22 protein-coding genes are annotated in these 21,650 nt (G+C 66.6%); 5 read left to right on the top strand and 17 right to left on the bottom strand.

Features of this window, described 5'->3' with window-relative positions:
• Positions 1-154: 154 nt before the first annotated feature.
• The 6 genes from AB0J67_RS05690 to AB0J67_RS05665 form a co-directional block, all read right to left on the bottom strand.
• A complete protein-coding gene (locus tag AB0J67_RS05690; protein ID WP_363476618.1) occupies positions 155-1,942 on the bottom strand; it encodes a glycosyl hydrolase family 28-related protein in 1,788 nt (595 codons plus the stop codon).
• A 330-nt stretch (positions 1,943-2,272) separates the two neighbouring features.
• A complete protein-coding gene (locus AB0J67_RS05685) occupies positions 2,273-2,797 on the bottom strand; it encodes a hypothetical protein (RefSeq protein ID WP_363476616.1) in 525 nt (174 codons plus the stop codon).
• 210 nt (positions 2,798-3,007) lie between these two features.
• On the bottom strand, positions 3,008-4,468 hold the full coding sequence (locus AB0J67_RS05680; protein ID WP_363476615.1) for an integrase: 1,461 nt from the start codon (positions 4,466-4,468) through the stop codon (positions 3,008-3,010).
• Entirely contained in the window at positions 4,465-4,674 is a 210-nt protein-coding gene (locus AB0J67_RS05675; RefSeq protein ID WP_363476613.1) for a helix-turn-helix domain-containing protein, read from the bottom strand. The genes AB0J67_RS05680 and AB0J67_RS05675 overlap by 4 nt, the downstream gene beginning before the upstream one ends.
• A 289-nt stretch (positions 4,675-4,963) precedes the next feature.
• Positions 4,964-6,481 carry a YfjI family protein gene (locus AB0J67_RS05670; RefSeq protein WP_363476611.1) on the bottom strand — a complete coding sequence of 506 codons (1,518 nt, stop codon included), beginning with the start codon at positions 6,479-6,481 and terminating at the stop codon, positions 4,964-4,966.
• A complete protein-coding gene (locus tag AB0J67_RS05665) occupies positions 6,478-7,335 on the bottom strand; it encodes a bifunctional DNA primase/polymerase (protein WP_363476610.1) in 858 nt (285 codons plus the stop codon). The genes AB0J67_RS05670 and AB0J67_RS05665 overlap by 4 nt, the downstream gene beginning before the upstream one ends.
• Positions 7,336-7,387: 52 nt before the next feature.
• On the opposite strand from AB0J67_RS05665, the gene AB0J67_RS05660 reads away from it, so the two are divergent.
• The gene (locus AB0J67_RS05660; protein ID WP_363476608.1) at positions 7,388-7,951 is read left to right on the top strand and encodes a hypothetical protein; all 564 of its coding nucleotides are present in this window, start codon (positions 7,388-7,390) and stop codon (positions 7,949-7,951) included.
• A 13-nt stretch (positions 7,952-7,964) separates the two neighbouring features.
• Here AB0J67_RS05660 and AB0J67_RS05655 read toward each other — a convergent pair whose 3' ends face one another.
• The 5 genes from AB0J67_RS05655 to AB0J67_RS05635 all read right to left on the bottom strand — a co-directional run bounded on the left by AB0J67_RS05655 (position 7,965) and on the right by AB0J67_RS05635 (position 11,711).
• Complete coding sequence (locus tag AB0J67_RS05655) at positions 7,965-8,288, bottom strand: hypothetical protein (protein ID WP_363476606.1); 324 nt, start codon at positions 8,286-8,288, stop codon at positions 7,965-7,967.
• Complete coding sequence (locus AB0J67_RS05650) at positions 8,285-8,962, bottom strand: DNA methylase (protein WP_363476604.1); 678 nt, start codon at positions 8,960-8,962, stop codon at positions 8,285-8,287. Before AB0J67_RS05650 ends, AB0J67_RS05655 begins: the two co-directional genes overlap by 4 nt.
• On the bottom strand, positions 8,959-9,225 hold the full coding sequence (locus AB0J67_RS05645) for a hypothetical protein (RefSeq protein ID WP_363476602.1): 267 nt from the start codon (positions 9,223-9,225) through the stop codon (positions 8,959-8,961). Before AB0J67_RS05645 ends, AB0J67_RS05650 begins: the two co-directional genes overlap by 4 nt.
• Positions 9,226-9,373: 148 nt before the next feature.
• Positions 9,374-11,455, bottom strand: coding sequence for a cell division protein FtsK (locus AB0J67_RS05640; protein WP_363476600.1), 2,082 nt, complete (start codon positions 11,453-11,455; stop codon positions 9,374-9,376).
• A 4-nt stretch (positions 11,456-11,459) separates the two neighbouring features.
• The gene (locus AB0J67_RS05635) at positions 11,460-11,711 is read right to left on the bottom strand and encodes a hypothetical protein (protein WP_363476598.1); all 252 of its coding nucleotides are present in this window, start codon (positions 11,709-11,711) and stop codon (positions 11,460-11,462) included.
• A gap of 141 nt (positions 11,712-11,852) precedes the next feature.
• Between AB0J67_RS05635 and AB0J67_RS05630 the strand changes: the two genes are divergently transcribed.
• A complete protein-coding gene (locus AB0J67_RS05630) occupies positions 11,853-12,419 on the top strand; it encodes a hypothetical protein (protein WP_363476596.1) in 567 nt (188 codons plus the stop codon).
• 65 nt (positions 12,420-12,484) lie between these two features.
• On the opposite strand, the gene AB0J67_RS05625 is transcribed toward AB0J67_RS05630, so the two are convergent.
• The 3 genes from AB0J67_RS05625 to AB0J67_RS05615 form a co-directional block, all read right to left on the bottom strand.
• On the bottom strand, positions 12,485-13,330 hold the full coding sequence (locus AB0J67_RS05625; RefSeq protein WP_363476594.1) for an ABC transporter permease: 846 nt from the start codon (positions 13,328-13,330) through the stop codon (positions 12,485-12,487).
• 74 nt (positions 13,331-13,404) lie between these two features.
• Complete coding sequence (locus AB0J67_RS05620; RefSeq protein WP_363476592.1) at positions 13,405-13,698, bottom strand: hypothetical protein; 294 nt, start codon at positions 13,696-13,698, stop codon at positions 13,405-13,407.
• A complete protein-coding gene (locus AB0J67_RS05615) occupies positions 13,682-13,963 on the bottom strand; it encodes a DUF6284 family protein (protein WP_363476590.1) in 282 nt (93 codons plus the stop codon). The genes AB0J67_RS05620 and AB0J67_RS05615 overlap by 17 nt, the downstream gene beginning before the upstream one ends.
• Positions 13,964-14,450: 487 nt before the next feature.
• On the opposite strand from AB0J67_RS05615, the gene AB0J67_RS05610 reads away from it, so the two are divergent.
• Genes AB0J67_RS05610 through AB0J67_RS05600 form a run of 3 tightly spaced genes read left to right on the top strand, consistent with a single transcriptional unit; the run spans position 14,451 to position 17,235 of the window.
• Positions 14,451-15,224 carry a GntR family transcriptional regulator gene (locus AB0J67_RS05610; protein WP_363476588.1) on the top strand — a complete coding sequence of 258 codons (774 nt, stop codon included), beginning with the start codon at positions 14,451-14,453 and terminating at the stop codon, positions 15,222-15,224.
• 11 nt (positions 15,225-15,235) lie between these two features.
• Positions 15,236-16,024, top strand: coding sequence for a protein phosphatase 2C domain-containing protein (locus AB0J67_RS05605; protein ID WP_363476586.1), 789 nt, complete (start codon positions 15,236-15,238; stop codon positions 16,022-16,024).
• Positions 16,025-16,056: 32 nt separating this feature from the next.
• Positions 16,057-17,235, top strand: a complete 1,179-nt coding sequence (locus AB0J67_RS05600) for a hypothetical protein (RefSeq protein ID WP_363476584.1) — start codon at positions 16,057-16,059, stop codon at positions 17,233-17,235.
• On the opposite strand, the gene AB0J67_RS05595 is transcribed toward AB0J67_RS05600, so the two are convergent.
• From AB0J67_RS05595 to AB0J67_RS05585, 3 genes are all read right to left on the bottom strand, one after another.
• Positions 17,219-18,010 carry a hypothetical protein gene (locus tag AB0J67_RS05595; RefSeq protein ID WP_363476582.1) on the bottom strand — a complete coding sequence of 264 codons (792 nt, stop codon included), beginning with the start codon at positions 18,008-18,010 and terminating at the stop codon, positions 17,219-17,221. The genes AB0J67_RS05600 and AB0J67_RS05595 overlap by 17 nt on opposite strands.
• Before the next feature lie 461 nt (positions 18,011-18,471).
• On the bottom strand, positions 18,472-19,119 hold the full coding sequence (locus AB0J67_RS05590; RefSeq protein ID WP_363476580.1) for a hypothetical protein: 648 nt from the start codon (positions 19,117-19,119) through the stop codon (positions 18,472-18,474).
• 402 nt (positions 19,120-19,521) lie between these two features.
• Positions 19,522-21,177 (bottom strand): hypothetical protein, encoded by a 1,656-nt coding sequence (locus AB0J67_RS05585; protein ID WP_363476578.1) that lies wholly within the window; start codon positions 21,175-21,177, stop codon positions 19,522-19,524.
• Positions 21,178-21,650 lie beyond the last annotated feature (473 nt).

Here is a 21,650-nt window from a genome sequence, read left to right as displayed (position 1 = left end):
TTCCTGGTCAGAAGATGGAGCCTGACAGCACTTCCTGACCGAAACAGCGATCTCCCCCGACGAAGCCGCCGAGCATCCCCGTCGACGAGGCCGCCAGCGATCATCCTCCGGCGGCGGGGAAGCCGCCGAACGGTCTTCCCCGCCGACGAGGCCGTCAGTACCGATAGACCGGCGTGGCGAACGGCCCGCAGTAGCCGGGCGCGAGCGGGGTGCCCGTGACGGTGAACGCGACGGCGTCGGCGCAGTGGAACAGCGGCTGCCCGCCCACACCGTCCACGGCCAGACCGGTCAGCGCGAGCGACCCCGCGGCCTGGACCTGAAGCACGTGCGTGCCCGCACCCCGCACCCGCAACCCGTCGATCCGCACGCCGCTCACCGACGACCCGAAGGCCTGCACCGCGGCGTACGCGCTGTCCAGCAGGTCGTTGTCGCGCACCAGCACCTCCCCGGTGAGCGGGGCGTCCTTGGCGTAGAACCACAGCGCCCCGATCGGCGTGGTCAGGAACGGGTGATCGGCCCCGGCCCGCAGCGTCGTGTTGCCCTCGATCACCGTGGTGCCGCGCAGCAGCACGGCGGAGAACCGGTTGCCGACGTGGATCCCGCCGCCCTCGACCTGGATGTCGGCGACGACGTTCGCCCGCACCGTGTTGTCGTGCCCGCCGTAGAGGGCGATCCCGTTGGCCAGCATCGGCAGCTGCACGGTGTTGCGCTCGATGGTGACGTGGTGGTCGGCGCCGTAGGTGCCCTCGAAGCCGTCCGGCCCGGCCTCGGACCACAGCGCGATGCCGTCGTCGCCGGTGTTGCGGACCAGGTTGTCGCGGATGGTCACGTCGCTGACGCCCTGGTGCAGGTTGATGCCGTCGGCGGTGACGTCCAGGATGCGGCACCCGGTGACGGTCAGCCCGGTGAACGGGCCGTCGAGCCACATCCCGACCTTGACGTGCTGGATCCACAGGCGCTCCAGCACGGAGCCGCCGCCGAGCGCACCGCCGACGCCGGCCAGCGCGGCGTGGTCGTCGCGCTCGTCCACCTCCCCGATGATCGCGAGGTCGGCGACGCGTACCCCCTGGGCGGGTTGCGGGGTGGCGGTGCCGTAGAGGCCGACGCCCGCGCCGCGCAGCTCGGTGTGCCACATGCCCGCGCCCTGGACCGTCACCCCGTCGAGGGTCAGGTGCCGCGCGACGGCGTACCGGCCGGCGGGGACGTAGAGGGCTTTGCGCTGCGTGCGGGCGGCGGCCAGCGCCGCGGTGAACGCCTCCCCCGCCGGGGCCGCCCCGGTCGGGTCCGCGCCGAAGTCGGCGACCGACAGCGATCCGGCGGGCCGCGGCAGCGGGCCGGCGACCTGCTCGAACTCGATCAGGTCGAGGGTGGTGGGCACGGCGTCGGCGCGCAGGGTGACCGTCGCGCCCGCGGGCAGGTCGGCGCCGAGCAGCGTGCGCGCGCTGTCGTAGAGGTGCCGCGCCCCGCCCTGCTCGGGGAGGTTCGTGAACGGGAAGCCGCCGTAGAACCAGCTGTACCGCGAGGTCAGCGCCAGCGGCGGCGGCTGCGCCCCGGCGGCCTGCACCGCGAGCGCCGCGTCCTGGCCGGTGCCGTCGGCGCTGTCCGGGATGGAGAACCGCACGTTGACCGCGTTCGCGGGCGCGGTGAGGGTGATCGTGAGCGACTGGCCGGGTTGCAGCGTGACGGCCATCCGGCCGGAGGCCTCGCCCGCGAGCGTGCCGTGGCGGCGGTCCGGGCCGAGGACCGTCCCGTCGGTGCGCGCGTGCTCGGCCTCGTACGCCGTCACCGGCAGCGTGGCGCCACGCCCGGCGATCTCCGCGACGGTGGTCAGCCGGGGCGGCACCGGCGGGGCGGTCTGCTCCCCCGGCCAGGCGACGGCGACCGTGACCGCGGCCGCCACCAGTGCGGCCGCCACGAGGGAGAACATCAGCTTGCGCGACATCGGGCCTCCAGGAAGAGCCGCCCGAGCGTTAAGAAGGGCACCTTCCTATACGGAAACCGTTAAGAAGGTGCCCTTCCTTTCGGGCGGGTGGGGACCCGCGGCGGCGGTCCGCTCAACCGCTGCCCGATTGTGTGTCTTGGTTGGCACGGGCGGTAACGGCAACGCGTTGTCTTGCAAAGATACAGGTAGGGGCCTAGCTGAAGCGATCTTCAGCTAGGCCCCTAAGTCGTACGCATGTCCTACTGTCACCGGCCAAGGATGGCAGTCCACGGTCGTCTGCGGAAGATACGCGGAAAATTCCGTGAGCACCCCTGGATCAGTTGACGTGACCTAGGCCGCAATCCTTGTGGAGTCGCCGGTCTCGTCGTCGTTGTCGCCGTACCAGATGTTCGTACACTGGAGCGCGCCGGAACGGCGCAAACACACTCGGATCCATCGGTGGGCACCGTCGATGCCCGCCAGCGACCCAGAGGTACCGGTCAACGTCTTTTCACAGTAGTCCCACGTCCCTGTGCCGTGCGACTGGACCCAGCTGGTCGTCTGAAAGTAGGACTCCCCCGTACCCGTGACCAGGTAGTTCGATCGGTCGATAGAAACGACGTCCCCGACTCGGCCGTTATCCACGGTCACCTTGGCGCTGGCATCGGCAGTGTGCGAGTACAGCGTGAGCGTCGCACCATGCAGGGTCGCGGGATACCTCATGTCACCCGTCGAGCCGGTTTTCTCGACCGGCAGGTAAGCTCCGGTCGCCGCCACGTTGTTGTAGTGGCAGTACGCTGCCGCACTAGCCGGAGGGGCGGCCACCGCGTCCGCCACTACGACAGTGCTGCTGGCCAGCAGCACTAGAGCAGCCACGCGTCTCATACCTAGCCACTGAGTCATTCGACATCCGCCTTTCGGGATTGGATTGAGGGGATTCCCTGGCGGAGCCAAGTTAACAGTCCAATGCGCTAGTCGCAGTCCCGTACTTCAGCTTGCAGCCTTACGTACTAAGTTGCGTTCACCTGTTTGTCTTTATTGGACACCTCGGGAGCCGCAGCTCAGCTCATGATTGCAACCGTCGCACTAGCCAGGCTGCGAATCGGCAGTTGGTTCCGAAAAACTGCCTTGCTCTGACCGGGTCGCCCGTTCGATCCGCTTGCGCGCTTCCTTGTCCTGGCCGACGATGCACTTGGCGTAGACCCGCAGGAGGACCGCAACACTGTGACCGGCCCACTCGGCGACCTGAGTCGGCGGCACACCAGCGTTGAGCCAGGTGGACACCGCCGCGTGCCGGAGGTCGTAGGGTCGCTTCGCAAGCGGCGAGGCAACCTCAGCCGGGGACAACGCGTTCCGCCGCGCGACCCTCCACACGTGCAGGTAACGCGACTCGTCGAGCAGACCGCCTAGCGGGCCGACGAACAGGCGACCACCCTGCCCAGGGTCGAATCGCTCCACATGGTTATTCAGGTGCGTGACCAGCCGGGGATGCGCGGGCACTGGCCGCGTGTCGTCTGCGGCCCGATGCTTCAACCCGCGCTCCTCTCGACCTCTCCCGTTGTTGCTCCACGCCGTACCCGAACGCGGCGTGGATCTAGCCAATAGCAGCTCTCCCCACCCCGACTTCGGCAGATCAGCCAGGTTGGCCCGAGTAAGGCCGATGGCCTCCGCAGGCCGGAGGGCGGCGTAGTACATGCACGCGTAGAACGCGACCAGCCGTTGCCCGATGTCGCCCTGCCTGGCGACAGCTTCCAGCAGCCGTTCGGCCTGTTCAGCGTTCACCACGACTCGGCGATCTACCGTCTCCGCCGACTTCGGAATCTTCCACGCAATGAAGTCGATCGGGTTGGCGGTGAGCACGCCTAGCTCCACGGCGTACTCAAACACGTTGTAAAGCACGGCCCGCCGTCGAGAGATCGTGTTCGCTGCCGCAGGCTCGCCTTTGACCGTCCTGGCAAGGACATCGAGGGTGGCCCGCACCAGTGCCGGGCCGCTCGTGCGGTCTTCCAGGGCGGACAGGGCGACCGTGTTGCGCTCAAGCCACCGCACTGCGGGCGCAAGGTGCTCCGGCAACCCCGCAGCGCGCTCTGCCGGCCGCGTCACCCATCCGTACACTGCCGCTCGTAGATCGGCGGCGGGCGGGGCCGCCCGGTCGTCCTTCACCAGTGCGGCCGTGGCCGTGGCTAGTGTCTCGGCGATGGACTTACGGGACTTCGGCGCGGCGTTCGGCCACTTCATGTCCACGTACTGCGCCACGTGCTGATACCAAGTGCGCTCCGCCTGTTCCTTCAGCATTGGCTCAGGCAGGCCGGTCGCGATGTCGAACGCCGTCCCTTTCTGCTGGTAGCCGATCAGCTTCGCTCGGAATGCGTCGGCCAGCGTGTACGTAGCGAACGTGTCGTGGTGTTCCCGCCCGCCGACCTTCCAGCGCACGCCGTACGTCTTGCGCTTCTTGCCCTCCATGGTGCGGATCTTCCAGACGCGGACGTCATGCGACAGCTTCCGGTCGCCCTGGTCTGGCCGCGCCACACCTCGTTGACGGCTCATTCGTTGTCCTCCAAGCTTTCAAGCCAGCGATCAAGGTCGGACCGGCGAATGCGCAGGTCACCGTTCGGAAGTCGGAAACACTTGGGGCCTTTACCGGCGGCTCGCCAGCCGTAGAAGGTGCTGCGCGAGACCTGCAACTCAGCGATCACCTGAGGCACGGTCAACTGATCGGTCGGCCGGTTCCTAGTCGGCGTGGTCGTGGCCATGGACAGCCTCCTATTTGGAAGGGGTGGGGGTTCAGTGCCACCAGAAACGGCCTGAGAGCGTTTCTGAGCCAAGATCTGCGGTGGATTGGTAGCTCGCGATGGGTGTGCCGCCCGCGCTGGGCACGGGCGGCACACTGTGCGGTCGTTAGTTGGTGGTGACAGCCGGGGGCGGTGACAGCGGTGACACGGTGACAATCACGTCTGCGGTTAGGTGTTTGCCCTGGTCAAGTGGCCCGAACTGCTGTCACCGCCGGGCGGTGACAGGCGGTGACAGCAGTGACAGGGAAGATCAACGGCCGGTAGGGGCTGCTCCGTTGATGTAGGTGTGGGCGACGGGGTGCAGCTCGTAGTCCCCTTCCGCCGTGGTGCGGACCCATCCGTGCTGAGCGAGGGTGGCCAGCACCGACATGACCTGCTCGGCGCGCGGGAGCTTGCGCTGGACGCGGCGGTGCAGCTCCCGGCGGGTGAAGGTGCGCATGTCCTTGGCGACCAGCACGGCCAGCACGTCATGCGCGGTCTCGCCCGCAGGGTCACCGTGGACCAGGGCGACGGCGGCTTGGTAGTGCGCGATGAGCCATGCCGTGACCTGCGCAGCCTGGCTCATCGTGTCGTCGCTGATCTGCCGCTGCCACGCGTCGGTGGGGTGGTGGGCCAGGTGCAGCAGCCCGGCCAGCCGCAGCATGGCCCCGAACAGCTTGTTGGCCCATTCACGGACGTCGTGCAGCGCGCCGCCGGGGCGCAACTGCTCCTCGATGGTCGCCGCAGCGGCAGCACGGACGCGGCTCGCCTCGGCGGTGAGGGTCAGCACGCGCTGCTCGTCCCATCCAGCGAGGGTGACGGCCATGGTGCGAACGGTGGACTCGTACCGGTCGGCGACCGAGGCCGGGACGGGTGGGGAGTCCTGGTCGCGGTATCCGGCCAGGCTGCGCGGCATGATGAACCAGAACCGCGCCGGCAGTCCCCTGCCGAACAGCTCGGCGTTGCTGCCGAACTTGCGCAGCGCCGCAGGTTGCGTCATGACCCCGACCGTGAGAGCCGGATCCTCGATCGTCTCGCCCGCCCTGGTCTGCCGGTCGGTGGACAGGTGCCCACCGCTGTACCCCTTCAGGTAGGGGTCCAGGTTCGGCGTGCCGGAGTACCGCCCGGCCAGGGTGTCGAAGATCCCGCCCTCGTCGGAGATGACCGCGATGCGCCCGCCGTTCTCGGCCATCCGCGATACCAGCGCCTCAGGCGTGTGGTCGTCGATGATCAGCCGTGGCATTGTCGGCACGGTGATCTCCTCCACCGCCAGCACGGCGGCAAGCGCTTCGGCGGTGGCCGCATCGCGCTTGTCGGCGTCGGCCTTGGCGGCGGTGGCGCGGGCCTGCTCGGCGGCGCGCTGGGCGATGTCGCGCCGCGCGGCTTCCTGCTCGACCAGGGGCTTCACCTGGTCGGCCATCTGCTTCTGCGCCTGGAACAGCGGACGGGTCATCGCGCCGTGCACGGGCGTCTTGCGCTCACCCGGCCCCGCCACGGCCGCCACGTAGGAGTTGACCGGCTCGCGCCAGCCCGGCTTGCCCTCCACGACCAGGCGGCGCGCCCCGCAGGTGGACAGCACCGACAGCAGCACCCCGGCGGCCATCGACGTGTCGGTCTGCGTGAACACCGCGACCGCTTCCACCATGTCGCGCGCCCAACCAGGCAGCACGTGCAGCGGGAATGGCGGCGGCGCGGCGGTGTTGGTGCCGACCGGGACCGGCGCGTCCCAGCCTGCCTGCGCGGCCTGGTCGGTGGGGACGGCGGCCAAGTGCCGGACGGTGGCGCTCATGCTGCCACCGTCCGGGGGCGGACGGCTCCGGCGCGCAGGCCGGAGGCGATGGTGCGGGCGGTCTCCATCGGCCGCAGGCCGATGCGGTGGGCAGCCTGCGTCAGCAGGCCCTCTACCTGGTCGGCGCGGATCGCGCCGCCCGCGACGAGCTGCCCGAGGGCAACCGCGGACGTGTAGAGCGCGTGATTACGGGTGCCTTTGGCGGCCTGCTCGAGGTGGCGCACCTGGGCGTCGATCGCGGCGGCCACGTAGCGGCCGGCACGGTCGGCTCCCAGCTCGACCACCACGGGAGCCTGCTCCGGCAGCGGCGCCGGGGCGAGGGCGATGGCCAGCCACGCTGGCAGCCCGGCCACGGGCAGGTCGGCGGCAACCGGGTACGTGCGGCCGGCCACGACGCTGCCCGGTCCGACGACGTAGCCGCCGTGGGCGCGGGTGTCGATCAGCGGCCCTAGCCTGCCCTGTGTGTTGCGCAGCTCCGGCCCGGCGGGGTGCCGGTAGTACAGGTGCGTGCCGCCGCTGCCGGTGGCCACGGTGTGGGTCGGGACCTGCTCGGCGTGGGCGCGTCGGCGCAGCTCGGCCAGGACGTCACTGCCGTGCTGGTAGAACGCCCACGGCGCGGGCAACGGGTCGTCGCCCTTGAGCCGGTCGAGGTCGACCACGACCAGCTCGGACGGGCCGGTAGCGATACCGATGTTGTACGGGCCGGACGACCAGCAACGCCGGATGCGGTCCGGGTCGGTGGTGGCGCGCGTCTCCCAGCCGCGCACGGCGGGCTCTTTGGCGTTGGGCACCAGCGGGAACACCCGCCAGCCGCGCATCGCGCACGACAGCGCGGCCTTCACGTGGTCGTTCACTATCCCTCCCAGAGTCGGTCGTTGCGTTGACTTGCAGCGCTAATGTCGGCGCGTGGCCGATTTTTGGAGCGTTGTAGACGCAATCGGATCGTTTGGTGGAATGGTTCTTGCAGGAATTGCCGGATACGTCGCCTATCGGCTATTCATGGTCGAGTCTGAGCGCGATAGAAAAGCTGATGCAATTCAGCGCCAGCAGATAATCGATAAGCTTCGGGAACAAGCGGCAAGTATCGGTTTCTGGCAGGACATAAAGACAGGACATCTCTGCATCTTTAATGCCTCACCACTGCCGATTTACCGAATAGTCACCGGTCGCAGTGTCGAAGGCGGTGTTCTCGACGTGAATCTGTGCTCTGCCCTGCGACCGAACGAACTCCTAGAGGTCCCCATGTACAAAACCGAAGCCTCAGCGAAGTCGGATCATCGGCACCATCACCTGGTGCGGCGGCCCAAAAAGGGTGAGTGGACGCTCTGGTTTGCCGACAATGCAAACACCTATTGGTCCCGCAATTTTCGGGGGGAACTCAGTGAAAGCGATCCACCGTGGGCGATAACTGCCGCAAACGCTGCGGCTAAGGACTCCCCCACGGCGATCAGGATCGAGATTCCCGAATAGGGGTCAGCATCGTTTACCGAGCACCGGCACCCTCGCTCCGGCCAAATGCGCGACAGACGACTTTGTAGGCCAGGGCCATGAGGTGGCGGCACTGGGCTTGGGCGATGTCGTCGTGGTCGTCGAGGTTCAGCACGATCCGCAGTTCCATGTGGTCGCGGCCGTCGCGGTAGCGGGTGCCGATGAACCGGCCCACATCGGTGAGCCAGATCTCCGGGCGGGAGGCGTGCTCCCCGGTCGGCAGGGTCAGCGCCGTGCAGTGGTGCCCGCCCTCGCACCAGTCGGGGTGCCCGCCGCTGTGGCGGCGGGCGGGGCGGCCGTCGGTCAGTGCGCGGGTCATGACCTCACCTCCATGATGTTGAGCAGGTGCTCTCCGATGTGGTGCGTGAATGCCGGTGGGATGGCTTGTGAGATGGCTTCGCGGTCGGTGGTCCAGTCGATGCCCATGGCCTGCTGCCACTGGTCGGTGGTGCCTTTGCCTCCGCCGTCGCCGTAGACGGCGACCATGTCTCCGTCGTGGCGCACGCCGTGCCGCCAGCCGGCGACGCGGTGCCCTCGGTGGCTGGGGTGTGGTGGGGTGAGCGCGGCGAAGCCGTGGATCTCGAACACGCGGTGGCGGAACACGCGCAGGCCGAACATGAGCCCGCACAGGATCAGGTCGGGGCGCAGGGGTGCGCCGACGACGTTCTCCATGACCCACGGCCGGCCGGAGGTCAGCAGCGCGGCGCGGGTGGGTGGGATGAGGTTGACGTGCCCGTCGCTCCAGCCGGGGCGTTTGCGGTTGGACACGGTGAGCAGGCTGTGGTCCTTGCAGGGCGGGCTGGCGTGGATCGCGTCGAACCGGTGCCCGTGGGCCAGGGCGAACGCGACCGCGTCGCCCTCGTGGAAGTCGTCGCCGCAGTAGTCGGGACGGGGCACGTTGTCCACGCCGGTGACGTGCCATCCGGCCTGCTGGTAGCCGCGCGTGGCTCCGCCGGAGCAGCAGTACAGGTCGAGCAGGTGGGGCTGGTTCATCGGGCACCGTCCTTGGCGCGGGCGGCGGTGTCGGCCTGGGCGCGGGCGTCGGCAACCGCGTTGTAGACGCGGCGGCCGATGCGCAGGCGCAGCCCGGAGCCCTTGCAACGGCGGCAGAATGTGACTCTGCGTAGAAGCAGGGTGGTGCGGGTGCCGGTGCCGGAGCAGGCGTGGCAGCGCCCGAACGGCAAGATCCAGCACAGCAGGACATAGATGAACGTTGCGGCTATGAGGGTGGCGGTAACGATCAGTTCGGGTGTCACGAGGTTCCTCCACGGGCTGTTTCGGGGCCGGTTTCGGGCGTGGCGTTACCCGTTACCTGGTCGGAGTCGTCGCAGGCAGGGAACGGGATGAGGGGTAACGGCACGGGTAACGCAGGCGTTACCTTCACCCGTGCCGTTACCGCTGGCGTTACCTCTGCTCGGGCTGCGCTCGCTGTGCGAGGATCTTGGACAGTTCGTCGCGCCGGTACCCCTTGAGCACCTTCCCCGCGACCTTCACTCCCTGTGACGGGACGCCGAGGGCGCGCGCCATCTCCGACAGCGCGTCGGCGGTCATCACGGGGTAGGACTCCGGCCACCGCTCGGTCAGCGCCGCAGCGGCCACCGACCAGTGCTGCCCGTTCTCGACAGCGACGGCCAGCAGGTCACCGAGCAAGTCACGCGCCGGCGGCAGGTCGTTGCCGACCGGTCGGCGGCCACCGCGCAGCGCGATAGCGCGGGCGATGATCGCGGCGGCCTGCTCGGGGGTCGGGTACTGCGACAGCACCGACACCGGCGACGGCCCGCCCGTCATGACTCCCCAACCCGCATCGACCACCGGCCGGTACACGGTGCCGGTGATCCCGCGCTTGTAGGCGCCGGTGCCGAGGATCATGTCGTTCTCCACCTGCCCCTGCACCGACAGGCACCACCGGTTGGTGACGCACCGGGTGATGTTGGGCGGCAGCGACGTCTTGTCCGGAATCTGGGTGAGCAGCACGACGATGATGCCCAGCGCCCGCGCCCGCTTGATCAGCCGCTCGGCCGCGTCGGCGGCGTCCTTGTCAGCGGCGAACAGCTCGTGCGCCTCGTCGATGAGGATCACGATCGGGTGCAGCCCGGACCCGCGCTTGCACGCGAGCTCCGGCGTGACCTTGCCCTCCGGCGCGAGTCCGGCCTGCTTGGCGGCCAGGATCCGCTTGCCGCGCCGCTCGGCCTCGGCCAGCGCCCACGTCAGGATGGCCCCACCCTGCCGGATGGCCTCGTCGTCGACTCCGACGACGTAGGTGGAGCACAGCGGCTCGAAGTCGATGAAGTCTCCGGTGCCCTTGAACTCGGCAATCTTGAACTCCACCGTGGGATCGAGCGACCAGGCCAGCGCCAGGGACCGCCCGGCGTAGCTCTTACCCGAACCGGGCTGGCCACCGACCAGGAACGAGCGGGCGAACCCTGTGGTCTTGACCGGCCGCTGCCGCTCGTCGCTGGCGAACTCCTCCTCAGCGAACACGCTGGTGACGGCGTTGTCGGCCAGCAGCGACCACCGCGGCTTGCCCATCTTGGAAGCGGGCTGGTAGCCGACCCACAGGTCGAGCTGCCCGGCGTGCTCCGGCCCGGCCGCCGGCCACACCTGGTCGACCGGCAGCCGCAGCGCCGACGACAGCGCCGCCCGCTTCTCGATCGCTTTGACCGCCTCGATGCCCAGGGGCAGGTTGACCCTGGCGAGCCAGCCCGGCCCGTCGCGGTGGATCGGCGTAGGGAACTCCACCTGCGCGGGGTCGGTCAGCCCGGCCAGCCGCAACGACACCAGCGCCGCCCGCACCTGCTCGGCGGTGAGGCGGGTGAACCGGGGGGTGTTGGACACGCGGTCGGTGATCGGCCGGTCGGCGGGCTTGCCCGCCTGCGCCGCCAACGTCACCGCTGCCGCAGCGGCGGCGTACCAGCCGACCGGCGGCAGCGCCTGCGATGCCGACAGCACGGCCGCGCCGACACCGGTCGCCGTGGTGGCCGCACCCAGCAGCATCCACCGGGGCTTGGACTCCTTGGCGCGGGTGCGGTTCAACGCCTGCCAGGTGTGGGGGTCGTTGCGGTCGGCGGCGTGCTGGCGCAGCTGCCAGTTGCCCTCCTCCGCGCTGGCCCACCGCAGCACCTGCCGCGCCAGCCGCCACGCGCCGCGCGGGGCGTAGAACGCGACCTTGAGCCCGTACCACGGGGCGCGCAGCGTGTGGAACGCCGCGTAGTACCCGGCGTCGTTGACCAGGGCGCGGACGGTGGCGCGGCGGGTGTGCGCCGACAGCATCCACGCGGGCACCAGCGGCACCCGGCGCTTGTCGCCGCTGGTCACGTCCTTCCACGTCAACGTCATCTCGCCGTCGTTGGGCACGTCGACCGGCGCGCCCTGGTCGGGCCGGTACACGGTGTATGACTCGGCGTCCACCGGCGCGGCCGGACCGGGCACGGTGGCGCGGTTGGTGGGCTCGTCGTCGTCGCTGAACACGATCGGGGTCAGTGCCATCGGTCTACCTCCGCTCGACATCGATCAGGGCGTTGATCAGGCGTTCGTGGATCTGCGACAGCAGCCGGCCACGCGGAATCGTGGGCTGCTCGGCCTGCTCGCGCATGAGCGTCTCCACGCCCATCACCGCCGAGTACAGGCCGTTGAGCCGCTCCCGCAGCCACGCCACCGTGGCGTTGAGCTGGGCGATGATCGCGGCCTGCGCCTGAACCTCGGCCTGCAGGACCGGGCACTGCCCGCAGGGCTGGTCACTCATCGCGGGACCGCCTTGAGGCTGGTCATACTGAGTTGCTCCCTTCGAGGGGTGAGCAGGACACGGCCGGTTCTTGGCAGGGCGGGCCGTGTCCCGCCGAATCGACGGATGTCTCCAGTGGACGGAAGCTGCTCCAATGAACGCGTGATTAAGAACGACTTCGCGGAATTGCTCGCACAGGTAATCCCGGTGTTCATGCTTGGAGCGATCCTAGAGATTCGTACGTTGACAAAGACCGAACCGAAAGAATTCGTATCGAAAACGCTTCAATCACATCCGGGCAGGGAATGGCTGGTTGTCGCCATAACCACATGCAGGGTCATGATCCTGATCATGTCGGCAAGCCTTTTACCGCTCTTGCTGGCAGCAGAGCTAGAGGCATTGCAGCAAGCCGCCGGCCGCTCGCTCCTCAATAGCGACGATGTGGTAAGCCTCGCACTTCCAGCAGGAATGGCATTGGTCGTCACCGTGCCCACACTTCAGGTGCTTTGGCATGCCTTCGCCACAACCGCCCACCTGGTCGGCAGCATGGATCTTCGGGAGAGCGAAACCAAGTCCATCTGGACCGAACATCGCGTGGCATGGGCGTTTGCCGTATTAGCTATGGCCTTCTTTATGGTGCCAGCAGCGGCCTTTGTAGTTCTGGGCGTGATCGATCAACTAGTCCGCAGGTGGGGGCCGCTATTTGACTGGATCGCGGGCGCGAGTTAGTTCACTAACACCAAGACACTGGTACTGAAGAGTCACGAGTACACGTTGGCCTGCGTAGATAGCTATCAGTTGTGGTCGGCGACGCCCTCTCCGCCGGTCGCGACCAGGTGGGCGAGGGTTGCAGCCAGGCCCAGCACGATCACTGGGAGGCAAGCGACGGCGGTGGTGATCTGCCAGGGGGCGGCCGTGACGCCGTTGGCAGCCATGAGGTGGTAGGCGACCTGCCCGGCCATGCCGACCAGCAGCGCGACAATGGTGGACCAGCGGGCGAAGTGGCGCGCCCGCACGGGGATGGCCGTGGACATCCACACCTTGAGCGCGTATGCCGCGTACGCCTCCATGCCCAGCGGCAGCGTGATGGCGGTGTTGAGGCTGAAGTCGTCGGCGATGCCGGGCAGGGGGTGTACCTCGCCAAACCCCGTGAGCTTGCCCAGCTCCACCCAGCCGGACCAGATCCCGACGAACGCGCCAAGGCCGATGACGAACACCGGCCACGACCGAATGCGCTTCTTCGACTTGATCCGCTCCGCCGCAGCGGGGGCCGTCTCGGCGACCGCCGGAGCGATCTTCGTGCCCAGGTCTGCGCCAGCCGCCGTCTGCGGCGACGCCGGGACCGTGATCGGCTCGGCAGGCACGGTTGGGACCGGTGCGGTGACCGGGCTCGGCGGGGGCTCCGTGGCCGGGGCGGTGGGCTCGCCGGGCGGCTGCTCGGCCGGGATGACCGTGAACCGCTCGTCGGCGGCGGGGGCGTTGAGGGTGGCCAGCAGCGCGCGGGCCTTGTCGGTGCCGACCTTGAACTTGGCCTTGGTGGCGTTCTGTGAAGGGGTGGTGCCCAGCTCGGCGGTCCACTTGCGGAAGTCGTCGACCAGGTCGGCGACGGCGGGCGGGTAGGCGCTGGTGGGTGCGGTCATGGCGAGGTCTCCGATCGAGGAAGTCTGTGAGGGTCGCCGCATCGCGGCCGGGGCGGCGGGGGTGTGCTGGGTGGTCATCGCGCACCATCGCTGGCCTGGCGGTCGATCTCGTGCGGCTTGCACAGGTGCGTCTTGCCGGTCGTGGTCTCCCGCAGGCTGGTCGCCCGGCGCCGCAGCGGCACCGGTCTGCGCTCAGTGGCAGCCGCGGACTGTGCGGACCAGCAGTCGTCACAGTCGCGCTGGCCAGCGAACGTGCGGTAGCGCACTTGCCCGGCTTCCAGCGGCGGCAGTGCCGCCCGCTGTGCCGGCGGCGCGGGGGCGGGCAGCTCGGCGGCCTCGCTCGTGAACAGGTCAAGCTGCCCGCGCATGGACCCTCCCCGGCACGCCGGCCAGGGCGTTGCGGTCGGAGGCGGGCAGGTCGAGCAGCTCGGCCAGCGCGCGCAGGCGGCGGCGCTCGGCGCGGCGCAGCCTGCGCCAGTCCAGCTCGGTCGGATGGTCGGCGGTCAGGACGGTGATCTCGGCGCTGGTCAGTTCCAGCTCGGCCGCGATCAGCGGCCATTCCAGCTCGATCGCGGCCAACTCGGCCTCAGTCGGTTCGTCGGCGTGCGCCGACGCGATAGCCTGCACAGGCATCGCTGACTTCCCTTCGCAGGTGGGATGGGATGCGAAAGGTCCCGGCGGGGATGCACCCCCGCCAGGACCGCTTGCTGTTCGGACCTTCTTCACCGCGACATGGCGGCTACCGCGAGGGCCGGGCACAAGTCCCGGCCCCACGGTCTTCGTCAGTTGCAGTAGGTGATGCAACAGCGCTCGCTATCCGCTCGTCCGCCCCGCTCGCCCGAACACGTCGGGGTCGGCCACCATGTGGCTCAAGGCAGGGATTCCCGGAGCGGCCGTAGCCAGCGCCTTTACCTGTCGCTATGAAGTTCTCAAGGATCAAGCGGTCATCGACAGGAGGGCGCGCGGCGCTAGCCGCCTTCCCCGACCCACCAAGCCTCAGCTTTGCCTGTCTGCCGGCCTGTATGCAGACACGCAAACATGCTGAACACCGTAAACGCGGCGGGCGGCGCACGTCAAGCCCTCTGTATGCAGACCTTCAAACCCGCGATAAAGTGGCTGCATGACGGCATCTGGCTACACCGATGCGCGGCCACTACAGGTCCGCGTGGCGGACGAGATCCGCGCTCGCATCGAGAGCGCCGAATATGCGCCTGGTCAGCAACTCCCGACCCTTGATGACCTCGCCGGCACATACGGTTGCAGCCTGGCAGTGATCCGGAAGTCATTGGACCTGCTTCGCCAACAGGGTCTCGTGGTTACCGTCCAGGGCAAGGGATCGTTCGTCCGGGAGCGGCCCACCGCGAGACGGCACGGCATCGACAGGTACTCGCGCAGCACGTGGAAGAACGGCAAGCCGATCCTGACCGCCGAAGCCGACATGCAGGGTCACACGGCGAGTCAGGTCATCCGGGAGCTAGCCGAAGTGCCGGCACCCGCCGTCGTCGCGAAGAAATTCGGAATCGCGGAAGGCACACCGGTGTGGGTACGTCGGCGAACGACGCTCATCAACGACCGCCCCAATCAGCTCGCGGACTCGTACTACGAGCTGAAGGTGGTTGAGGGCACGCTAATCAGGGAAGAGAACACAGGGCCGGGGGGTGGCTTCGCCCGACTTGAGGACGCTGGATACCGACTCGACCGGATCTCTGAGGAGTGGACGGTGCGGATGCCCACCGGCCCCGAGACGGTCGCCCTTCGACTCCCCGCAGGTACGCCTGTCGTGAACCTGGTACGCACGACATTCGACACCACCGGCAAGGCGGTGGAGGTAATGCTCGCGACGCTGGCAGGCGACATGGTCAGCTTCGCCTACGAGTTCCCGATCCCTGATTGAGGTAATGTGCCGTGCTCGACGCTGTGACGGTCTCGGAGCCCGCTCCGGGCGGTACCAATGACGATTTCCTGCTGGTCTCCGGGCAATGGGCCGTGGTGCTCGACGGTGTGTCGAGCTATCCCGTTCCCGACGTGGGCTGCCAGCACACAGTGCGGTGGTTCGTTAACCGACTCGGGCTCAACCTCGGCGATGGACTGGTGACAGCCAGCGAGCACACGCTGCCCGACATACTTGCCTACGCAATCGAGCGCACTGCGGGCGACCACGGTGCTGCCTGTGATCTACGCCATCCACTAACGCCAGCCGCAACAGTTGCAATCGTGCGAGTGGTCGACAGCCAGGTTGAGTGGCTCGTTCTGGGCGACGCGACGGTCGCATGGCTGCTGGCCGATGGGTCGACCGGCTCTGCTACTGACGACCGGGCCGACCACCTTCCCAACGCGCCCGTGATCGTCGCCGACGTGCGTCGATACGACACAAACTTCGTCGCCAGCGTCCGCAATAAGCCTGGCGGTTTTTGGGTGGCTGCAACCGACGGCGCCGCCGCGTACGAGTCGCTTACGGGTACGCTCGCCCGCCAGGACGTGCGGCGAATTAGCCTCATGTCGGATGGCGTGACGAGGCTGGTTGAGCGGTACGGCTGGAACTGGGCTGACGTCTTCTCTCAAGTCGACCGGTGCGGGCCGCGCTCCCTTGTCGAGGCCGTGCGTACGGCAGAAGCCGACGATCCCGATCCGGGGCGGTGGCGCGGCAAGCCACACGACGATGCGACGGCCGTAGTCGCCCGCCTCGTCGCATGAGTCTCCTTGATCCACCTCCTTAAGATCCGCACATGGGAATCAACCCAACTTCAAAGTCAAGCGTTGGGGTCGCCATTGGCGGCCTCTTCGTGTTCATGGTGGCGGCGTGTGGTGGAGGCCTGGCCGGTGGGGCGCTCGGGCTGCTGAAGTTCTTCGGTGAGACGAAGCTAGGTGAGGTTGGAATCTTCGCGGCGTGTACCGCGCTGGTGGTCAGCGGTCACGCGGTGGTGTGCTGGTGGGCGTTCGCCGGTCGGCCGGCGCGTGCGCGAGTCGCCGTTACGCAGATGCCATTCCTGTTGACGTACGCGGTGTTCAGCCTGGCGTGGATGCGCGATCCGTCGTGGCCCTGGGGGTATCTGCTCTGGGGGTGGGCGGTACTCGCGGTGCTGGGCGGGCTGACCGCCTGGCGCATGGGAGCCAGCCGTGCGACCGCAAATCTTCCCTTGGCGCAGCTGAAGTTCGCACCCTTCGGCAACAAATCTTCCGGTGGCGGCCTCCGGCGGTGGTGGTCGGCGCGACTACGCCGCAGGAAGGCCTACCTGGTGGCCGTGCTCGTGCTGCTCGGCGGCAACCTGGTGGCGCTTGGGGATCACTTGTGGACGCGTACGCGCAGGTTCGGCTTGGTCGGTGGGCAGTCGCCGGAAGCCGCGATAAACGCGCTGGAAGCTACGTCGTGCCTGTCAGAGCTGGGCGAGTGGCACCACAAGGCTGGGCACCTGTCAGAAGCTGACTGCCCGGAGGGGGAGAGCTACGGCCTGCGTTACCAGGGCGTTCACGACGATGACTTTGACTCGCTGATCACGTCGGAGCAGCCGCGGGGAGCCTTCGCGCGCTGGTGGGATGTGCAGCGCGACTACGGCTACCACGTGACGCTGCGGCTCCGACCGAAGGATCGCAGCACTGACGGCGGTCGGGCCGTGCTGACGTACGAAGTCGAGTGGGCATCGGAGGGCCGGTTCATGCCCGGTGACCGGCGCTTCAAGCTGGACAAGTCCACGGAGACGTGGGTCGTTACGGCGGTCAAGGTGCCGCTGGGCGGCTGGAAGGTTGCAACCATCGACGTGCCCGACCCAATTGGCATCGTGGACCAGGGCGTGATGCCGCAGAACCGTGCCGAGCCGCCCAGCAATGTCAGCAACCAGCCGGACCTCCCGTCTTCCACAGTGATGTACGCCGAGCGGCTCACGAGTTATGTCAAGAGATTCGATTGACAATGATTCCGATGACGATCGAGGCAGCCAAGGTGAGAAGGTAGGGTGCGACGCGATTGCCCTTCGGTATGCCTTCGCTGCCCGTTATTTCGAAGGTGGGAAAGACCCAGAGACGCAAACGTCCCGCGATTCCTGCGATCGCAAATATTAGAAGCGTGGCAAGGCTTATTAGGATGCTGTAGTTTTCGCGCTTAATCATAGGCCAGAACAACAATGCTAACGTGCAAAAGATAACTGCGTAATTCAGCCCAGCGAAAATCGCTGCACCCGTCGTAGAGTGCACTTTGTGCCACCAGGGTATGCCACGTTGCACCTGGTCCGACAGGTGGGCAAACGCTTCGCGCGCCCATCCACTATTGTGTGACCTTACATGCAAACGTACTGCTTGGCTAGCGTACGGGTTGCGGTTGCGTCGAAGCGTAACACTGAGCGAATCCTTACCATAATTGAGTTCTGCCTCAAACAAGACCTCAGTTGTAGTCCGCCTGTCCATTTCACGTCGGACCTCGTTTATTTCGCCTGATACACGGTCGTGACCGTCAGCAGCAGTCATCCGAAAACGCATCTGCTCACGAAGGATCCTGCGACGGAACGCTCCTTCGTCGCCATTTCGTGGCTCTGGTAGTGCGGCCAGGGTTTCCTCAAGGTCTGCAGCAGCTATATCGCAGAGCTTTTTATAGAGGGCCTCGACCTCGCTCCCGAGTCGGGACAGGTCATCTAGGTCGCCTGCCCATGCGTGCCATTCGCGGACACGTTCAGTAACTCGTTCGGCCATGCGTTTCCTTTCAGCGATAGGGGCGACTAGCTTAAGAAAACCAGACTGCAGGTGCAAGTCGACCGTTTGACTCGATCATCAAATACCGGTGGGCTCGTGGCGGTAGAGCTGGGTCACCTAATTGCCCGCCAGAACAACGTCTGAGCGATCTTCGCTGTCACCATTGTCATCGCCTGTCACCGCCGTGCGGTGACACCTCCACATGCGCATTTACCAGGGACTACACCGTCGGGTCGGGCCGATTGTCACCGTGTCACCGCTGTCACCGCCTCAGCCGCTAGCACACCAGCTCATGATCAGGCACTTATCCACAAGCGCCGCGTTATCCAGGCCGTCGTGGTGCGGGGATGACTCTGGCCGGGTGGGCTGTGAGGCTGTGCGGGTCGTCGGCGTGGTCACTCCGATCGGCGCCGGCCACGGCTGCGGCAGGTGGGGCGCTGAAAGCAGAAGGCACCGGCGGCTCACACCGCACGGAGGTGCCGTTTGGCGGTGGCGTCCGGGGCGATCGATCCGGCCGACAGGGGCAGGCGGACGTGGGACGTCTGCGGCCGGCCCGCTGAGCCTTTACCGCAGCTGTCCACGGTGACGTCGGTGTGGCGTAGGCGTCCATGGCCCTTGTCGAGCCCGTGCCACTGCCGGGCGGTGACCGACAGCGTCAGGTCACCGCCCGGCCAGTCGGCGCTCATAGGCAGCAGTACTGCGCCGCGCTGGCGGGCACGGGCGGCCAGCGCAGACGCGAGCCGGACGGTGGGCCGTGCCGGGGGCCGGATCATCACCGCATCGAATCCATCCAGCAGCGCACCAACCACATCCACCCATTGCGAGCCGGGGTGCGGGACGAGGGCGAAGCGGCTGACGTCCAACCCTGCCTCCGCCGCCGCGATCAATCCCAGGTCGGGCATTCCCACGGCCGCACACCATGAGCCCTGCTCCGATGCCGCGCCCAACAGGGCCAGGGCCAGCAGGGTGGAGCCGACGACCGACACCACCGATCCACGGCGTAGTCCGCCCTGCCATGGCAGCAGTCCACTCAGCGCATCGTGCACGGGAAGCGCGGGGGCGGTGCGGCTCTGGTCCAGTGTGGCGGCCGGCGCTACTGGATGGCTCATGTCCGTGGTGTTGGCTCGGCCTGCGGCGCGCTCACGGACGACAGTGAGAGCGCGGGCTACGTCGGTGGGGTCAGTGACCCTGACTCCGGCGCGCCATGAGGCGGGTGCGGACATGGCGAACTCCCTGCGTAGCGGTGCGGCGGGGAAGTGTCGTTAGAACTTATGTTCGAGCAGGCTAGCAGATCGCGCGGCCGGGGTTGGCGAGGACCGCTGACCGGCGATGATCTTTCCTGTCACCGTTGTCAACGCCTGTCACCACCGTGCGGTGACAGGCGTATAGGCGTGCTGACCTGCTGCTACAGCCGTGGGGCGAGGCGCCTGTCACCGTGTCACCGCTTCGCGGGCTCTGGCGCCCCGGACGGCCGCCGATGGACAGGCAAGAGCAAAATGGGCCGCTGCTGACTATCCTCCCAGGAGTAGCATGGCGCTCCGTCTGCCGCCGTCCGGTTGTTGGAGAATGTCCGACCGATCGGACAACAGGATTTTCACCGCACGAATGGCGATGTCTAGAGCTTCATAGCATGTAGCGAATTCAGTGCGCTTGAGGGGTCGATTCCCGTGCACGACGTCGCTTCGAAGCGTATAGATGGCGGAAAGTTTGGTCCTCAGGGCGAGCCGCTTCTCAAGCGTGTCTTCAAGGAGGCTGGCGAGACACGCTGTGATTCGGAATGTAGGTTCGCCCTCCTTGGTGCCAAATATATTTTCCCACGCGATAACCGAGTCGACCAGTAGGTCTGATGGCTCACGCCTCTCGGCTACAGCTCGGAGAATGCGGCTTAGTGCCACGTCGATTTTGCTAACGTGCGGCGCGCTTAGCTTCTCGCACCAACCACTCCAAGCTGTGAATTCGTCCGCCGTCAGTGCGACCGGCATTATTCCGACGCCATGCCTGGGGTCATACCAAGAGAGCGAGGAAGCAGACTCCAAAGGTGCCTGATATAACCGCCACGTTGGAACAAGCTGAGCCCGAGATTCCCGCTCTATAGCCAGCATCAAGCCGAATCTAAGATGCAGGATGATGGCGTCGATCTCGGACGGGGGATAGAGGTCGTTCGGCCATCCGCCAGTCATGTCAATTGGCTCGCTACTTACCCGCGCCGAATATGGAAAGTTGTACTCCATTAGTACGTCGCCGTCATAGTTGACGGTTGCGTGGTTACCAGCTGCGTCTTCGCCCGACAACTTCCCCTTAAGCGCGGCAGGTGCGTAACGTCGATCCGCCTCGGAGACTTCGCGGATGATAGCCCCAGCGAAGTCTAAAGTCGCGCCAGGTGGCAGTAAGATGCCGGTAAACGCGACCTTCGCTGCTACTGTCGCTCCGTGATTCTGGCCGCCGCCGAGAATGGTCCGCGATAGCTTCAACTCGTCCACAGCAGCCTCAACGAACGCTATCGGATCCAACGCGGCGATCTTTAGGCGTCGTAGCGCGTTCATCATGATGATTTCCGGCAGCATCGCCAACTGCTGGCCGCCTCCGCGCCCTACATTGCTGTAGACATGGGTGTAGTGGCCAAGTTCATTTGAGGTTTTGACGAACTTCTTGCCAATTTTCGGGTCACTAAGTATTGCGCTTAGAAATTGTTTGTACTGCGGATGCTGGTGGATGATGCGTGAAACATTGATGTTAGGCCTGTCTGAGAATGGCCACTCCGTTTCTTCATTCGGGTAGAGGAAGGCCGGGTAAGCATCAAACGCAAGTGCCGCCATATGTTGTTCTAACCCAGGCTCGGCGGTAACGGGCACAGCCTCATCATCTCTCACCTGTGCTCTCAGGCGAGCCGCCATTGTGCGGCCGTCTTCGACCTGAACCAGCAAATACTGAATGGCATTGGTCTTTAAATCAGGGGCGAGGTCAGCAGGAAGGAGGTTCAGAGTCGCTGACATACGCCGCACCACAGGTAGCTGTTTAGCGGAAAGGTTACGAGTACCGCTCAGAAGTTCTTCAGCAGCGTCAGGAGTGCAAGCAAGAACGTATCCGAGGAACCGAGCACCTACGGCTTCCCTTAGTTGCGACAAGGCCGTGATGTCCGCCGTCGTAACGGTGTCCGGTTCAACCATGCGGGGCAGCGTACCGCAGCTCCACCGTCGCGGCCGTCGTCAGCGCGGCCAGAGTCATATACCCAGCAGTATGGCAAGCGCGACCGGGCGCGGGTTCAGACGGCCGGCTTCACTATCGCGATGTGACCACTTCGCGGTTCTCACGCCACGGATGAAGGTCCGTCGCCAGCAGGCAAGAGAAGACGACTCGCTTCGCGAGCCTCACTACCGAGGGACGCTGCGCGGACGGTGGCGGACACGACAATGCCTGGACCTTTGGCTGAAACAACAGGGCACACTGTTGTTTCAGCCAAAGGTCCAGGCATCGCGGAGATCGACGAATATCTACTTCATCAACTTAATATATGGGTCTGTAGGAAGGGTGCCCGGATCGGAGCCAGTAAAGGCGGTGTGGAAAATGCGCGGAAGCGATTCGGAAGGAATCTTTGTTGTCCCAGCTCACAAAGACCCGCGGCGGCGGTCCGCTCAACCGC

It is taken from the genome of Catellatospora sp. NPDC049609 (genome assembly GCF_040675365.1).
Classification (GTDB): Bacteria; Actinomycetota; Actinomycetes; order Mycobacteriales; family Micromonosporaceae; genus Catellatospora.
Note: the sequence above shows the minus strand (reverse complement) of the source record. Positions and strands in the feature narration are given on the sequence as shown.

Bases quoted from the DNA above. Each gene is read 5' to 3' on its own strand.
- AB0J67_RS05690 (WP_363476618.1), bottom strand. From the start codon at position 1,942: ATGTCGCGCAAGCTGATGTTCTCCCTCGTGGCGGCCGCACTGGTGGCG.
- AB0J67_RS05680 (WP_363476615.1), bottom strand. From the start codon at position 4,468: ATGAGCCGTCAACGAGGTGTGGCGCGGCCAGACCAGGGCGACCGGAAG.
- AB0J67_RS05675 (WP_363476613.1), bottom strand. From the start codon at position 4,674: ATGGCCACGACCACGCCGACTAGGAACCGGCCGACCGATCAGTTGACC.
- AB0J67_RS05670 (WP_363476611.1), bottom strand. From the start codon at position 6,481: ATGAGCGCCACCGTCCGGCACTTGGCCGCCGTCCCCACCGACCAGGCC.
- AB0J67_RS05655 (WP_363476606.1), bottom strand. From the start codon at position 8,288: ATGACCCGCGCACTGACCGACGGCCGCCCCGCCCGCCGCCACAGCGGC.
- AB0J67_RS05650 (WP_363476604.1), bottom strand. From the start codon at position 8,962: ATGAACCAGCCCCACCTGCTCGACCTGTACTGCTGCTCCGGCGGAGCC.
- AB0J67_RS05640 (WP_363476600.1), bottom strand. From the start codon at position 11,455: ATGGCACTGACCCCGATCGTGTTCAGCGACGACGACGAGCCCACCAAC.
- AB0J67_RS05635 (WP_363476598.1), bottom strand. From the start codon at position 11,711: ATGAGTGACCAGCCCTGCGGGCAGTGCCCGGTCCTGCAGGCCGAGGTT.
- AB0J67_RS05625 (WP_363476594.1), bottom strand. From the start codon at position 13,330: ATGACCGCACCCACCAGCGCCTACCCGCCCGCCGTCGCCGACCTGGTC.
- AB0J67_RS05620 (WP_363476592.1), bottom strand. From the start codon at position 13,698: ATGCGCGGGCAGCTTGACCTGTTCACGAGCGAGGCCGCCGAGCTGCCC.
- AB0J67_RS05615 (WP_363476590.1), bottom strand. From the start codon at position 13,963: ATGCCTGTGCAGGCTATCGCGTCGGCGCACGCCGACGAACCGACTGAG.
- AB0J67_RS05610 (WP_363476588.1), top strand. From the start codon at position 14,451: ATGACGGCATCTGGCTACACCGATGCGCGGCCACTACAGGTCCGCGTG.
- AB0J67_RS05600 (WP_363476584.1), top strand. From the start codon at position 16,057: ATGGGAATCAACCCAACTTCAAAGTCAAGCGTTGGGGTCGCCATTGGC.
- AB0J67_RS05595 (WP_363476582.1), bottom strand. From the start codon at position 18,010: ATGGCCGAACGAGTTACTGAACGTGTCCGCGAATGGCACGCATGGGCA.
- AB0J67_RS05590 (WP_363476580.1), bottom strand. From the start codon at position 19,119: ATGAGCCATCCAGTAGCGCCGGCCGCCACACTGGACCAGAGCCGCACC.
- AB0J67_RS05585 (WP_363476578.1), bottom strand. From the start codon at position 21,177: ATGGTTGAACCGGACACCGTTACGACGGCGGACATCACGGCCTTGTCG.